12 protein-coding genes are annotated in these 13,533 nt (G+C 60.6%); 7 read left to right on the forward strand and 5 right to left on the reverse strand.

The features are described 5' to 3' along the window. Positions 1–133: 133 nt before the first annotated feature. From thpR to V1T76_RS12945, 3 genes are all read right to left on the reverse strand, one after another. The gene (thpR, locus tag V1T76_RS12935) at positions 134–670 is read right to left on the reverse strand and encodes an RNA 2',3'-cyclic phosphodiesterase (protein WP_330561067.1); all 537 of its coding nucleotides are present in this window, start codon (positions 668–670) and stop codon (positions 134–136) included. A gap of 201 nt (positions 671–871) precedes the next feature. Then, positions 872–1,924 carry an NADP(H)-dependent aldo-keto reductase gene (locus V1T76_RS12940; RefSeq protein WP_330561068.1) on the reverse strand — a complete coding sequence of 351 codons (1,053 nt, stop codon included), beginning with the start codon at positions 1,922–1,924 and terminating at the stop codon, positions 872–874. A 78-nt stretch (positions 1,925–2,002) separates the two neighbouring features. Then, a complete protein-coding gene (locus tag V1T76_RS12945) occupies positions 2,003–2,629 on the reverse strand; it encodes an arylesterase (RefSeq protein ID WP_330561069.1) in 627 nt (208 codons plus the stop codon). Between the two features lie 123 nt (positions 2,630–2,752). Here V1T76_RS12945 and V1T76_RS12950 point away from each other — a divergent pair, with 123 nt between their 5' ends. The 4 genes from V1T76_RS12950 to V1T76_RS12965 all read left to right on the forward strand — a co-directional run bounded on the left by V1T76_RS12950 (position 2,753) and on the right by V1T76_RS12965 (position 8,062). Further along, positions 2,753–3,463 (forward strand): ABC transporter ATP-binding protein, encoded by a 711-nt coding sequence (locus V1T76_RS12950; protein ID WP_330561070.1) that lies wholly within the window; start codon positions 2,753–2,755, stop codon positions 3,461–3,463. Beyond that, complete coding sequence (locus tag V1T76_RS12955) at positions 3,460–6,042, forward strand: ABC transporter permease (protein WP_330561071.1); 2,583 nt, start codon at positions 3,460–3,462, stop codon at positions 6,040–6,042. The genes V1T76_RS12950 and V1T76_RS12955 overlap by 4 nt, the downstream gene beginning before the upstream one ends. Before the next feature lie 281 nt (positions 6,043–6,323). Further along, positions 6,324–7,097, forward strand: coding sequence for a hypothetical protein (locus tag V1T76_RS12960; RefSeq protein ID WP_330561072.1), 774 nt, complete (start codon positions 6,324–6,326; stop codon positions 7,095–7,097). Positions 7,098–7,279: 182 nt separating this feature from the next. Next, on the forward strand, positions 7,280–8,062 hold the full coding sequence (locus V1T76_RS12965) for a Bax inhibitor-1/YccA family protein (RefSeq protein WP_330561073.1): 783 nt from the start codon (positions 7,280–7,282) through the stop codon (positions 8,060–8,062). A 156-nt stretch (positions 8,063–8,218) separates the two neighbouring features. On the opposite strand, the gene V1T76_RS12970 is transcribed toward V1T76_RS12965, so the two are convergent. Both V1T76_RS12970 and V1T76_RS12975 read right to left on the reverse strand, forming a co-directional pair. Then, the gene (locus V1T76_RS12970) at positions 8,219–8,608 is read right to left on the reverse strand and encodes a DUF2794 domain-containing protein (protein WP_330561074.1); all 390 of its coding nucleotides are present in this window, start codon (positions 8,606–8,608) and stop codon (positions 8,219–8,221) included. A 464-nt stretch (positions 8,609–9,072) separates the two neighbouring features. Then, positions 9,073–10,464: an aminotransferase-like domain-containing protein gene (locus V1T76_RS12975; protein ID WP_330561075.1), complete on the reverse strand. Its 1,392-nt coding sequence runs from the start codon at positions 10,462–10,464 to the stop codon at positions 9,073–9,075. A gap of 133 nt (positions 10,465–10,597) precedes the next feature. Here V1T76_RS12975 and dctP point away from each other — a divergent pair, with 133 nt between their 5' ends. The 3 genes from dctP to V1T76_RS12990 all read left to right on the forward strand — a co-directional run bounded on the left by dctP (position 10,598) and on the right by V1T76_RS12990 (position 13,529). After that, on the forward strand, positions 10,598–11,629 hold the full coding sequence (dctP, locus tag V1T76_RS12980; RefSeq protein WP_330561076.1) for a TRAP transporter substrate-binding protein DctP: 1,032 nt from the start codon (positions 10,598–10,600) through the stop codon (positions 11,627–11,629). A gap of 83 nt (positions 11,630–11,712) precedes the next feature. Then, positions 11,713–12,219, forward strand: coding sequence for a TRAP transporter small permease subunit (locus tag V1T76_RS12985; protein ID WP_330561077.1), 507 nt, complete (start codon positions 11,713–11,715; stop codon positions 12,217–12,219). After that, positions 12,216–13,529: a TRAP transporter large permease gene (locus tag V1T76_RS12990; RefSeq protein ID WP_330561078.1), complete on the forward strand. Its 1,314-nt coding sequence runs from the start codon at positions 12,216–12,218 to the stop codon at positions 13,527–13,529. The genes V1T76_RS12985 and V1T76_RS12990 overlap by 4 nt, the downstream gene beginning before the upstream one ends. Positions 13,530–13,533 lie beyond the last annotated feature (4 nt).

Consider the following 13,533-nt stretch of genomic DNA (forward strand, 5'->3'; position numbering starts at 1 on the left):
TTTTTTCGCGGTGGGTCGGTGCAGTCTTTCTCAGGGCTTCAGCCAAAGTGACCCGCAAACCGGCAAAGGCTTGGGTTCGTGCTGCCGGGACGCAAACCGGAGAGCCCTGCCGTAAACCACCAGATCGCGGGCGTCATGCGGCCAGCGGATAGGCCTCTTCCACGAGATAGGGGCCGCCACCGACGCTCGACTTTGCCGAAAACAGCACGAACCGTCCGGCGATGAAGGATTGCGCCTGGAAATTGCCGCGCTCGCTCAGCCACTTGGCCACATCCTCATTGGTCGAGGTCTTGCAGCGGGCCAGGGTGACATGGGGCACATATTTGCGCCGCTCGGCCGGCAGATGCAGGCGCTGGAGAATGCGCTCCTGCTCGGCCTGCAATTCGGCAAGCTGAGCCGTGGGCTCCACCCTTGCCCAGACCGCATGCGGCTTGCCGTTGCCGAACGAGCCAAGCCCGTTGAGCCGGATTTCCACCGGGTCCCTGCGGATGCGGTCGAGCGCCGCGACAACCTCATCGGCCGTGCGGTCGTCGATGTCGCCGATGAAGCGCAAGGTGATGTGGTAGTTTTCCGGATCGATCCAGCGGGCGCCCCGAAGGCCTCCCCGGAGCATCGAAAGCATGAGCGCCGTCTGGGACGGTATCTCAAGGCCTGTAAAAAGGCGCGGCATGGGTGTTCCCTCCGCTGTCGCTGATAAATCCCATGAGGAATCAACTTCATGAAAATCGCAAGACAAAAAGCTAAGATTTTGAGCCCATTCAAAAATTCAGCGTAGCGCTCAAATGAAAACCGGGCTGGTTGCTCACCAGCCCGGCTTCCGATTTGCAAATGATTCTCTGAAAAGAATGCGAAATCAGGCAGTTACGCCTTCTTATGGTGCCGGATTGCCGAACTGCTGGTGCAGCGCGTCGATTTTCTCCAGAACATCCTCGCTGAGCGTGATGTCGGCGGCTCCGATATCGGCGTCCAGTTGCTCCAGTGAGGTGGCGCCCAGGATGACCGACGTTATGAACGACCGCGACATGGCAAAGGAAAGCGCCATCTGTGACGGATCGAGACCGGCCTCCTTCGCAAGGTCCACATAGGCGTCAAATGCCTCGATAGAGCGCGGATCCTCGTAACGCTGCAGCCGGTTGAACAGCGTTTTGCGGGCGCCTGCAGGCAAAGCGCCATTGCGGTACTTGCCGGTCAGATATCCCTGTGCCAGCGCAGAATACGCAAGAAGCCCGACATTTTCGCGTTGGGCGACTTCCGCAAGGCCGGTTTCGAAGGTCCTGTTGACGAGCGAATAGGCATTCTGGATGGAGACAACCCGCGGCACGTCATACATTTCGGACGCAGCCACATAGCGCATCGTGCCCCAGGCGCTTTCATTCGACACGCCCACGTGCCGGATCTTCCCGGCCTTGACCAGGTCTCCCAGAACTTCCAGCGTCGACTGGATGCTGTTTTCGTCCGGCGCGGGTTCGACATCCGTCCAGCGCGTCGGGTTTGAGCCGAAGCCGCCGACGTTCCGGTCCGGCCAGTGGATCTGGTACAGATCGATGTAGTCGGTTTGGAGGTTCTTCAGGCTGCGATCGACCGCAAATTCAATTTGCTCACGAACCAGTTTCGCTTTTTCGCCGTTTTCACGAAACCAGTCCATGTCGGTCCGCCCGACCACCTTTGTCGCCATGACGATCTTGTCGCGCATGCCGGTCTTCTTGAACCAGGTACCGATGATGCGTTCGGTTCGGCCCTGGGTCTCCTTTTTCGGCGGGATCGGATAAAGCTCGGCCGCATCAAAAAAGTTGATGCCCTTTTCGACCGCGCGATCCATCTGGGCGTGACCTTCCGCCTCGGAGTTCTGTTCCCCGAAGGTCATGGTCCCCAGGCTAAGGGCACTGACCTTTATATCGGTGCGGCCAAGACGGCGCTGTTCCATAAGACTATCCTTCAAATTTTGAAAATGGGGCATCCCGGAAGCCGGAACGGCTTCCTCCCCGGGTCAAGGGTAAAGCCCCTAGGATTGGGCTTTGGCCAAAAGCTCTTCCACTTTCGGCAAGATGTTTTCGACGATGATTTCCACCCCTTTGGCGTTGGGATGCATACCGTCGGAAAGGTTGAGATCGGGATTGAGGGCAACGCCCTCCAGGAAGAACGGATAAAACAACGCATCGTGCGCCTTGGCAACATCCGAGTAGATCGGATCGAAGGCGTCGGCATATTCCGGGCCGAGATTGCGCGGCGCCATCATGCCCGCGACAAGCACCGCAATTCCCCGGTCTGTCAGGCGGCGGACGATCTCGTCGATATTCTTGCGCGTCAGCTCCGGCGAGATCCCGCGCAAGGCATCATTCGCCCCCAGTTCCAGGATCACGGCATTCGTGTCCGGCCCGACGGACCAGTCCAGCCGGGAGAGCCCGCCGCTGGAGGTATCGCCTGACACACCGGCATTGATGACTTCGACCGACCGTCCCTTCGCGTCGAGCGCTTTCTGGAGCTGGTCGGTAAACCCTTCACCCGCGGAGAGCTGATAGCCTGCGGACAGGCTGTCCCCCAGAACCACCAGCTTCAGATCGGCCGACTGGGCCGCTACGGGCAGGAAAGACAGGACGATAATCGTCAGGCAGGCAATAAACCGGTTCACTTGAACCCTCTTTTGGGACTGGAAGACGCTTTACAACAGGCCCATATGGTCGCAGAGCGTCCAATTGTCGAGGGCTTGTATCCGTCAGGAAGACGATCAAACGCCCATTGTAAAGGCCAGAGAATGACAAATTCGCCCGCGATCGCCCTGAAAGACGTTCACCTGACCCTCGGCGAAGGCGCCGGGCGGGTGCATATCCTGAAGGGGATCGACCTTCAGATCGAGAAGGGGGCCTCGGTCGGTCTCGTGGGCCCGTCAGGCTCCGGAAAATCGACCTTGCTGATGGTCATGGCGGGCCTGGAACGCGCTGACGAAGGGTCGGTCAACGTCGCCGGATCGGAACTCGGCCCCTTGTCGGAAGACCAGCTCGCCCGGTTCCGGGGTCGCAACGTCGGCATCATCTTCCAGTCGTTTCATCTCGTGCCCAACATGACGGCGCTGGAAAACGTGGCCGTTCCTCTGGAACTTGCAGGCGATACCGCCGCCTTCGACAAGGCGAAGGCGGAATTGGACGCCGTTGGCCTCGGCCACCGCATGCATCACTATCCGGCACAACTGTCCGGCGGCGAACAGCAGCGTGTCGCCGTAGCGCGGGCGCTGGTCGTCGAACCCGAGATCCTGATTGCGGACGAGCCGACGGGCAATCTTGATGAAAGCACGGGCGCACAAATCGTCGACCTGATGTTCACCGCCCAGAAGAACCGGGGCACCACGCTGGTTCTGGTCACCCACGACCCGAGCCTTGCCGCCCGCTGCGACCGCATGATCCGCGTCCGCTCCGGTGAAATCGAGGAAGAAACGTCCGATCGCCCCCGCCGCGAGGTGTCTGCATGAGCGCGTTTGTCCCGGGGGGCATCCCGGCAAACCATCAGACGCTGCGCCTGGCAGCCCGGTTCGCTTTCCGGGAACTGCGCGGAGGCCTCAAGGGATTTTACATCTTCATCGCCTGTATCGCGCTTGGCGTCGCGGCCATTGCGGGCGTCACCTCTGTCTCCCGGGCCCTGACCGAAGGCATTTCCCGAGAGGGGCAGACCATCCTGGGCGGAGATCTCGATTTTTCTCTGATCCACCGGGAAGCCGATGCCGACCAGCTTGCCTATCTGAACAGCCTGGGCGAGGTGTCCCGCGTTGCGACCATGCGGGCGATGGCCCGCCGCCCGGAGACCGGCGATCAGGCCCTCGTCGAACTGAAAGCCATCGACGACCCCTACCCGCTTTACGGCACGTTTGAGCTTGCCTCCGGAGAAGCGCTCGAAACGGCTCTGGCCCGCAAGGACGGAACCTGGGGCGCCGTTGCCGATCCCTCCCTTCTGGCACGGCTCGGCGCAAGCGTTGGCGATACGCTGTCGCTCGGGCGCGCCACCATCCGCATTGCCGGCACCATTGCCAATGAACCCGACAAACTGTCCGGCGGCATGGAGTTTGGTCCGCGCCTTCTGATATTCGACGCAGCCCTTCCCGAAACCGGATTGATCCAGCCCGGCAGCCTGGTGCGCTGGCACTACCGGGTGCGCATGGACCCGGCGCCCAACCTGGAAACGATGGAAGAGATCGTCGAAGAGGCCAAGGCCGCGCAGCCGGATGCCGGTTGGCGTATCCGTTCCCGCGCCAATGCATCCCCCGGACTGCAACGCAGCATCGACCGCTTCGCCCAGTTTCTGACGCTGGTCGGCCTCACCGCGCTGGTGGTCGGCGGCGTCGGTGTCGCCAATGCCATCCGCGCCTATCTGGAAACCAAGCGCGAGGTCATTGCCAGTCTCAAGTGCCTGGGGTCGACAGGCGGCTTCGTCTTCAAGATCTATCTGGTTCAGATGCTTGTGCTGGCCCTGCTCGGCATCGCCGTCGGCCTTGCGCTGGGGGCCTTGATCCCCTTTGCCGCGGCCGCCGCCCTCGCACCGGTTCTGCCCGTGAAGCTTGCAGCCAGCATCTATCCGGCGGAACTTGCCCTCGGGCTCGTCTACGGACTTCTGACCGCCCTCGCGTTCGCGATCTGGCCGCTTGGCCGGGCGCACGACGTGCCGCCGACAGCCCTTTTCCGGGACATCGTGACGGGTGGCGCCAAACTGCCGCGCAAGCGCTATCTGGTCGCCACGGGCGTGACCGTTCTTGCCCTTGCCGCCATTGCCATTCTGCTGGCCCATGATCAGCGTATGGCGGGCATCTACATCGCGGCCTCCGCCGCTGCCTTCATGCTGCTGGTGCTGGTTGCGCGCGGGATCATGGCCGTTGCCAGACGCTTGCCCAGCGTGCGTTCGACCGAGCTCAGGCTGGCGATAGCAAATATTCACCGCCCAGGTGCGCTGACCCCGTCCGTCGTCCTGTCCCTCGGGCTCGGCCTGTCGCTGCTGGTGGCACTTGCCCTCATCGACGGCAACCTGCGACGCGAGCTGACCGCGACCATCGCCGACAAGGCGCCGAGTTTCTTCTTCATCGACATCCAGAGCCACGAACGCGATGCCTTCGAGGCGCTGCTGAAGACCGAGGCACCTGCCGCCAACCTGCAAAGCGTCCCCATGCTGCGCGGGCGCATCGTTTCGCTGAACGGCATTGCGGCCGACAAGTTCGTGCCTGCGCAGGAAGGCTCCGGCTGGGTGCTGCGCGGCGACCGCGGCATTACCTATGACGCCAATCTGCCGAAGAACTCGAAACTGGAACAGGGAGCCTGGTGGCCGGAGGATTATTCCGGCATTCCTCTGGTGTCCTTCGATTCGGAGGCCGCCACCGATCTTGGCCTCAAGATCGGCGATCAGATCACGGTCAATGTTCTTGGACGGGAAATCACGGCGGAGATTGCCAACACCCGGACGGTGGAATGGCAATCCCTTGCGATCAATTTCGTGATGGTGTTCTCGCCCAACACCTTTGCAGGCGCCCCGCACGCCCACCTGATGACGCTCGGCTGGGACAACGACGTGCCGGAAGAAAAGGAATTGGGTCTCCTGAAGACCGTCTCGAATGCCTTCCCCACGGTGACGGCCATCCGGGTGAAGGACGCGATCTCGCAGGTCAACGACCTTGTGGCGCAGCTTGCCTGGGCGATCCGGGGGGCAAGCTCGATCACGCTGATCGCCAGCGTGCTGGTTCTGGCGGGAGCCCTTGCGGCCGGACATCGCAGCCGGATCTACGATGCGGTCATCCTGAAGACCATCGGCGCGACACGGGCACGTCTGATCTTCGCCTATGCACTCGAATACGCCATCCTGGGCCTTGCAACGGCGGTTTTCGCCCTGCTGGCGGGCGGCGTTGCCGCCTGGTACGTGATCACGCAGATCATGGACGGATCATTCGTGATGATGCCGGTGACGGCGGCAGGCGCTGCGCTGGTCGCGCTGGTGCTGACGGTTGGCTTCGGCCTTATCGGCACATGGCGCGTCCTGGGTGAAAAACCGGCGCCTGTGCTGCGAAACCTCTAGTCCCTGCCGTTTTTGACTGAGCTCGGAACCGGCAGGGGTACCCTTTCCCGCAGGCTATTTCCAACGCACCGGCAGCTTTGGCGAAACAAGACCGAACGAATTCTTGCCGGTCGCAGATCTATTTCAGCCCGGCCGTCTCCAGCTTTGACAATCTTCGCGCCCGAGAAAGCCCCGAAATACAATCAGGTCGCGAAAAACTTCAGCCCCGCACAACTTGCATACTGAATAGATCTTGGCTATCCGGTTCAGCTCTGGGCAGATTGTTAAAAAGGGGTCATTCCATGTTCAAGTTTTTCCCGAAATTGCGTTTGAAAACCATTGCCGGGGCTGCGGCCCTGTCCGCAGTTGCCGTTATGGCATTGGCTCCGGCGGCGTCGGCGGAAAGTCCGTTTCATACCGGCGTCTGGCAGCTCAACACACCAGAAGGCCCGCGTGGCCTTGTCGTCAGTGACTGGCTGGTGTTCGAAAACGGCTTGCCGAAGCGCTGGCTCTATCGCCGGGCCGGCACCAACGACGCCAAACAGTTCGATTTCTTCACCCGCTCCATGAACGATTCCGGCTACACACCGGTCGGCATCCGGGTGTACCGCACCGGCGACAACGCGATGAAATATACCCTTGCACCCAAGGGCAAGGACCCTATCGAGGTTTCCGCCGTTCGTCTGTCGATTCCGAACTTCGAGAATTCCTGCCTGTCCGTGGAAAAGAAGGGCAAACGCTTCTTCGGCAACTGGGTTGGCACCGAAGGCTCCAAACTCAAGAAACTGAACGTTTCGAAGAACCGGCTGACCATCGACGGCGAAGCCCGCAAGGTGTCCATCGAGGACGTTCGTGTCGGCCGCATGGGCATTACGGAAGACGGAAAGCCGATCGCATTCCTCACCGATGCAGGCGGCGACTATGCGGTTCTGCAATGGTTCAAACCGGGCGTGAGCGTTGAGCAGATGCGCGATCCGGAGAAGGAAATCCTGGACTTCGCGTCTGAAGAAATCGTCCGCAATCCGCGCGGCACCTGCGACAGGCAGATCGAGTCCCGCCTCAAAGCCATGAAATAATCTGGCTGAATCTCAGTCTGTTCTTAAGGATAGGCTCAATTAAACGTCCTCGAGCGCAAAGATTACAAACTTTTCATCGAATCCGACTTGTGCTCGAGGTAGGCTTTTCCCATATGTTGAGGGAGTTGTGTTGCATGCGCGATTGCATGCACACGTCTATCTAGAAGGGGATTCAAACGACCATGTCGACCTATGACCGTCAATCTCAAGGCGCGTATACCGTCGCCGGCGCACGCGCCGAGGCCGGCATCGATCAGGGCCTGCGCTCCTATATGCTGGGCGTCTATAACTACATGACCATCGGCCTTGCGCTGACCGGCTTTCTTGCGCTGGCAACCGTCATGCTCGCCACCACCACTGATCCGAACGCCGCCGTCGCCAGCCTCGGCAACGGCCGCATGCTCACCCAGCTTGGTGTTGCCATCTACGGCAGCCCGCTGAAGTGGGTTGTCATGCTTGCACCGCTCGGAATGGTGTTCTGGCTTTCCTTCCGCATTCAGTCCATGAGTGCCGGCGCAGCGCGGACCCTTTTCCTGGTCTATGCGGCCGTAATGGGTATCTCCCTGTCCTCGATCTTCCTGGTTTACACCCCGGGTTCGATCGCTCAGGTGTTCTTCATCACCGCCGGTACCTTCGGCGCGCTGAGCCTGTTCGGCTACACCACGAAGAAGGACCTGTCCGGCTGGGGTTCGTTCCTGTTCATCGGCCTGATCGGTATCGTGATCGCGTCGCTGGTCAACATCTTCATGGCATCTTCCGCTCTGCAGTTCGCGATCTCCGTGATCGGCGTTCTGGTGTTCGCCGGCCTGACCGCCTACGACACCCAGCAGATCAAGGAAATGTACTACGAAGGCGACAGCGGTGAAGTCGCAACTAAGAAGTCCGTGATGGGCGCTCTGCGTCTCTACCTCGACTTCATCAACCTGTTCGTCATGCTGCTGCAGCTTTTCGGCAACCGCGACTAAGCGCAGTCTCTTGAACAAACGGAAAAGCCCGGCTCAGCCGGGCTTTTTTGTGACTGGAGCAAACTGCGTTTTATCAGAATGGCTTTTGGCGACACTATGGCCAGCAGAGCGCGAGGACGCTGGTGAGGCTTTCAGGCCACTCCGGGCGGTGAAGCTTCAGGCGTCGACCACCCGAAGGTGCTTCTTCTTTTCCAGAACCTTGAGCACCTGTGCCAGGTCGTGGCCGCGCTTGAGGATCATGCCCCCGGTTGCCACGACCGAATAGGCGCCCTGGCGGCGGGCCAGCTTCGGGTCCTTTTCGATCCGGTAGAGCGGCATTTCGGAAGACCTGCGAAACACGGAGAAGATTGCCCGGTCCTTGAGAAGATCGATGGCATAGTCCCGCCACTCACCATCGGCAACCATGCGCCCGTAGAGCCTCAGGATGACGTCGAGTTCGCGCCTGTTGAAGGCAACAATGGGTTTGGGTGGGGGAACCGGGTGATGGTGTGGTGTCGGGCCTGCACCCGCACCACGCTGAAACGCGCTGTCGTCGGCCTCACTCATTCCGCCTCCATTCCGCTCGCGGTTCCGCCGAGACAGGCAGTCGCCAAGAGAATCGTCGAGGCAATACCTGTCACCTGAGTGTCATGATGCGTCTTCTTTGGCCAGTCTGGCAAGCCCGCAACGTCATAATGGCCAACTCAGGCCCGCCACCAGTGTAGTTTTGCCAATAAGTTTCCCGGGGAGAAGTGTAAAAACGAACGTTACGGCACTTTGCCAAGAAAGAATGCTTAAATTTCCTTGATTTTGCCGCATTCCAGCCCTTGGCCAGCCATTTTAACCACCCATATTAGGATCATACCCTGATGGGTATGGCCCGTAGAAGCCGCGGAATGCATTAGCCCCCCAGCCCCCCGGGGTTTTTACTGGCCAACCAGATTTAGTGAGTCAAACATCAGGGCAACTGAAGGGCCGGCATTATGCCGGCCCTTTTCATTTCTGGGCCGGCCTTCTCTTCTGCTTGCGGCTTACTTCAGAAAATCCCTCAGGAACGACAGCAGCCTTGCATCGGTTCCATAGGCGACATTCACCCGCATCGCCGGCGTCTGCCGCGTCTCCCGGTTCGGATAGAAAACGGACCCCGGCGCAATGAAGATGCTTTGCCGGCTGGCCGCGGCGCAAAGCTCCCGTTCGTCCACATCATCGGGAAACTCCACCCAGAGATAGAACCCCGGTATGGAGCACTCCCGCACGGACAGGCCGATGGCCTCCAGAGTTCCGAAGGATGCCTTGTAGGCTTCCTCCACCCGGCTTTTGAGACGGCGCAGGTGCCGCAGATAGTGCCCGGCCTGGATCAGATTGAAAACGAACCGTTCCACGTGATCGGAAGAATTGACCAGCGTCAGCATCTTGATGTCGGCAAGCCGGCGGATGATGTCAGGGTTTCCCGCCACATAACCGCATCTGAGACTGGCGGACAGGGTCTTGGAGAAGGTGCCGAGATAAAGCACGCGCTGGAGCTGGTCCAGGGCAGCGAGCCTCGGCAGCGTGGCCGGCAGAATGTCGGCAAGCGCGTCGTTTTCGACCAGGAGAAAGCCCCAGCGCTCGGCAAGCTGCATCAGCCCGAAAGACCGCGATGGCGACAGCGAGCCCCCGGTCGGATTGTGGCCATGAGACTGGGTCACGAACATCTTCGGCCGGTAAAGAGCCAGTTTCGCGGTCAGGTCCTCCAGATCCGGGCCGTCCCGGTCACGCCGGATACCGACAATCTGCACCTTGGCGAAGGTCAGTTTGGAAAAAAGCGGATAATAGCCCGGCTCGTCAACGAACACCGTATCGCCCGGTTCGGTCAGATGCCGGATGATGAGGTCCAGCCCGTGGTTGGCGCCATGGGTCAGCAAGAGCCCTTGCGGATCGGCGGGGATCGAGCGTTCAAGCAATTGCATCCGCAGCCGGTCGCGCAGCGGGCAGTAACCCCAAGAGCTGCCATAGCCGAACTCAATCGCTTCGGGAAAGGGCGTCTTGGCATTGGCGAAATGCCGGCGCAGCTCAGCCCCTTCCATCCACGACGGCGGGGGGCGCCCGTCTCCCGGGCGCACTTCATAGTGCTGTTCCAGCTGCTCCCGCAGCAGCGACATGCCATCGACCGCAGCCGTAACGTGAGGCGCAGGCGGGGTCTTGGTTGCAGGTCCGACCTGTGACATGTAGTACCCGGAGCCGGCCCTTGCTTCCAGAAGTCCCCGGGCGACCAGCCGGTCATAGGCCTCCGCCATCGTGTTTTTGGAAACGCCGTTTTCCCGCGCCGCCTGACGGATGGAGGGCAGTCGCTCGAAGGTCTTATACGCCCCGGCCTCGAGCAAAAGCGCCACCTTTTCGACGATCTGGTCAACGCGAGACAGTTTCCGACCGCTACCCGACACCGTAATTGTCCTTCAAATATTTCTGGGACAGTGCTGCCTATAAATCCAACAACTGTCCCTTGATTGTCCCAATCATTTTTATGACAGTTTGCCCCATCATGCCAGCAAATGGCAATTTCCTTGGGAGGGAAAAATGACCAAAGTAAGTAGACGCAGCCTTCTTGCAGGTGCAGCCGTTGGCGGCACAGCCCTCGCGGCACCGATTGCCGCCAAGGCGCAGGAAGCCGTCGAGTGGCGCATGCAGGCACTGTGGGACGCCGGCACCACTCCTTTCGAATTCGAGAAGAAATTCGTCGAGCGCGTCAGCGAACTGACCAACGGCAATTTCAAGATCACACTGTTTTCCGCCGGCCAGCTCGTGCCCGCCAACCAGGCATTCGATGCCGTACGCGCCGGTGCGTTCCAGCTCATGAAGACCTTTGACGGCTATGAAGCCGGCAAGATCCCGGCGTTTGCCTTCACCTCCACCATCCCGTTCGGCTTTCCCGAGTCCGACCAGTATGAAGCCTGGTTCTACGAAAAGGGTGGTCTGGATCTCGCTCGCGAAGCCTACGCAAGGGCCGGCCTCTTCTACATTGCTCCCACCGTCTATGGCGAAGAGCCGATCCATTCGACCGTGAAGATGGAGAGCATCGCCGACATGGCCGGCAAGAAGGGCCGCTTCGTCGGGCTCGCGTCCGCAGTCATGGCCGACCAGGGCGTTTCCGTGACGCCGCTGCCGACGGCGGAAGTCTATACCGCGCTGGAAAAGGGACTGATCGATTTTGCCGACCGCGGCGATCTGACCGCCAACTACGAGGCAGGCCTTGGCGAAGTTGCCAAGTTCATCATCCTGCCGGGCGTCCACCAGCCAACCACTGCCACCAGCTATGTCGCCAACCAGGCTGCATACGATGCCCTGCCGGACGATTACAAGGCAGCGCTTGCCGTTGCGGCTCGGGAAATCTCCGGCTCGCTGCGTCAGCACATCATGGTACAGAATGTCGATGTCCTGAAAAAATACGGCGAACAGGGCGTCGAGGTCATCCAGCTTGACCCGGCCGATGTTGCCGCCAACCGGACCAAGGCCGTCGAGTCCTGGAAAAAGGCTACGAAGGAAGATGACCTGGCCAATCGTGTTCTCACGAGCCAGATTGAGTTCATGACAGCCCTCGGGCTGATCTGACCCTTCCTCCCACCGGACGGTAGACGGCACCTCCCTGCCGCCTGCCGTCCGGTCTTTGTTCCGATCGGCCAATGCTCAGCTTCATGAAATCCGTCAGTTCCATCGTCACCGGCGTCAACCGGGTGTTCTTCCTCCTTGCGGCAATGCTCATCTTCGCTGTGGTGCCGATCCTGCTTTTCGAAGTGGTTGCAAGATACCTGTTCGATGCACCGACCGTTTGGGCCATGGAAGCCAGCACCCTGATCTTCGGCCCGCATTTCATGCTGGCCGGACCTTACCTTCTGCATCTGAAGGGCCACGTTGCCGTCGACATCTTCAGCGAAAAGCTGACGGGTTGGCCAAAGGCGGCGCTCGACGTGTTCTCCTATCTCGTCATTGCGGTCTTTGCTGGCGTATTCGCCTGGGTAAGCTGGCCGCTTGCAGTCAATGCGTATTCCCTTGGCGAGACCAGCTTTTCCGCCTGGAACCCGCCGGTCTGGTGGCTGAAATTCGTGGTGCCCCTCTCCTTCGCGCTCCTGTTTGCGCAGGCCCTTGTTGAAGCCTTCAACGCTGTGCGCCCGGCGCGGGAACAGACGGGAGCAAGCGCATGAGCTCCGAATTCGTCCTTGCCATCATGTTTGCCAGCCTGGTGGGTCTGCTGCTCACAGGCCTGCCGCTTGCCTTCACGCTCGGCGCACTTGCGCTCGTCTTCACGGTAACGCTCTGGGGCCCTGCCGCTCTCTCCGTTACCGTCCTCAATCTCTACGCCACCATGACGTCGGAATCGCTTCTGGCGATCCCGCTCTACGTCATGATGGCCAGCATCCTGCAGCGCTCCGGGGTCATCGAAAGCCTTTATCGGGCCATGGAGCTCTGGTCGCGCCGGCTGCCCGGCGGCCTTGCGGTTGGCACCATCGCCATCTGCACCATCATCGCCGCCATGACCGGCATCGTCGGGGCCGCAGTCGCTGCCATGGGCATGTTGGCCCTGCCCTCCATGCTGAAGCGCAAATACAGCCCGGAACTCGCCATCGGTACGATCTGCGCCGGCGGCACGCTCGGCATCCTGATCCCGCCTTCGGTGATCACCATCGTCTATGCCGTCACCGCGCAGGCTTCCATCGGCCAGATGTTCATCGCCGGCGTGGTGCCGGGCCTGCTGCTGGCCTCGCTCTATATCGGCTACATCGTCCTGCGGTCCGCGCTCGATCCGTCCATCGCCCCCCGTCCGGAAAACGATGCCCCGGCGACCTGGGAAGAGCGTATCGCTTCGCTGAAATCCCTCATCCTGCCGCTGCTGATCATCGTCGGTGTTCTCGGCACGATCTACATGGGCATCGCAACGCCCACGGAAGCGGCGGCCGTCGGCGTCTTCCTGGCGTTCCTGTCGTCGCTGATCGAGCGCCGTTTCGGCTGGGAGCTCGTCTCCGGTGTCGCACTCGACGTGGTCAAGGTGACGGCCATGATCCTCTGGATCACCATCGGTGCCCGGGCCTTCGTCGCGATCTTCACCGGCACCGGCGGCGCGGACTTCCTCCTGTCCTTCATTCAGGACCTCGACACCAACCGCTGGATCGTGCTTGCGGTCATGCTGGGCATTCTGTTCTTTCTCGGCATGTTCCTGGACGAAATGGGCATCATCCTGTTGTGCGTGCCCGTGTTCCTGCCGGTGATCGACTTCCTTGAGTTCGACCGGCTCTGGTTCGGCATCCTGTTCCTCGTTTCGGCGCAGATGGCCTACATCTCTCCGCCCTTCGGCTACACGCTCTTCTACATGAAGGGCGTCCTGCCCGCCGGCATCGGCATGGGCACGGTCTACCGTGCCATCGTTCCCTTCATCCTGCTGCAAGCCATCGGTATCTTCATCTGCGCCCTGTTTCCGGAGCTGGTGTTGTGGCTGCCGCAATCCATGATCAATTGACAGA

The organism is Roseibium sp. FZY0029, assembly GCF_036350355.1.
In the GTDB taxonomy this organism is placed as follows: Bacteria; Pseudomonadota; Alphaproteobacteria; order Rhizobiales; family Stappiaceae; genus Roseibium.

Excerpts from the sequence above, each read along its gene's own strand:
- V1T76_RS12950 (WP_330561070.1), top strand. The coding sequence starts at position 2,753 with ATGACAAATTCGCCCGCGATCGCCCTGAAAGACGTTCACCTGACCCTC.
- V1T76_RS12960 (WP_330561072.1), top strand. The coding sequence starts at position 6,324 with ATGTTCAAGTTTTTCCCGAAATTGCGTTTGAAAACCATTGCCGGGGCT.
- V1T76_RS12940 (WP_330561068.1), bottom strand. The coding sequence starts at position 1,924 with ATGGAACAGCGCCGTCTTGGCCGCACCGATATAAAGGTCAGTGCCCTT.
- V1T76_RS12990 (WP_330561078.1), top strand. The coding sequence starts at position 12,216 with ATGAGCTCCGAATTCGTCCTTGCCATCATGTTTGCCAGCCTGGTGGGT.
- V1T76_RS12985 (WP_330561077.1), top strand. The coding sequence starts at position 11,713 with ATGAAATCCGTCAGTTCCATCGTCACCGGCGTCAACCGGGTGTTCTTC.
- thpR (WP_330561067.1), bottom strand. The coding sequence starts at position 670 with ATGCCGCGCCTTTTTACAGGCCTTGAGATACCGTCCCAGACGGCGCTC.
- V1T76_RS12955 (WP_330561071.1), top strand. The coding sequence starts at position 3,460 with ATGAGCGCGTTTGTCCCGGGGGGCATCCCGGCAAACCATCAGACGCTG.
- V1T76_RS12965 (WP_330561073.1), top strand. The coding sequence starts at position 7,280 with ATGTCGACCTATGACCGTCAATCTCAAGGCGCGTATACCGTCGCCGGC.
- V1T76_RS12970 (WP_330561074.1), bottom strand. The coding sequence starts at position 8,608 with ATGAGTGAGGCCGACGACAGCGCGTTTCAGCGTGGTGCGGGTGCAGGC.
- dctP (WP_330561076.1), top strand. The coding sequence starts at position 10,598 with ATGACCAAAGTAAGTAGACGCAGCCTTCTTGCAGGTGCAGCCGTTGGC.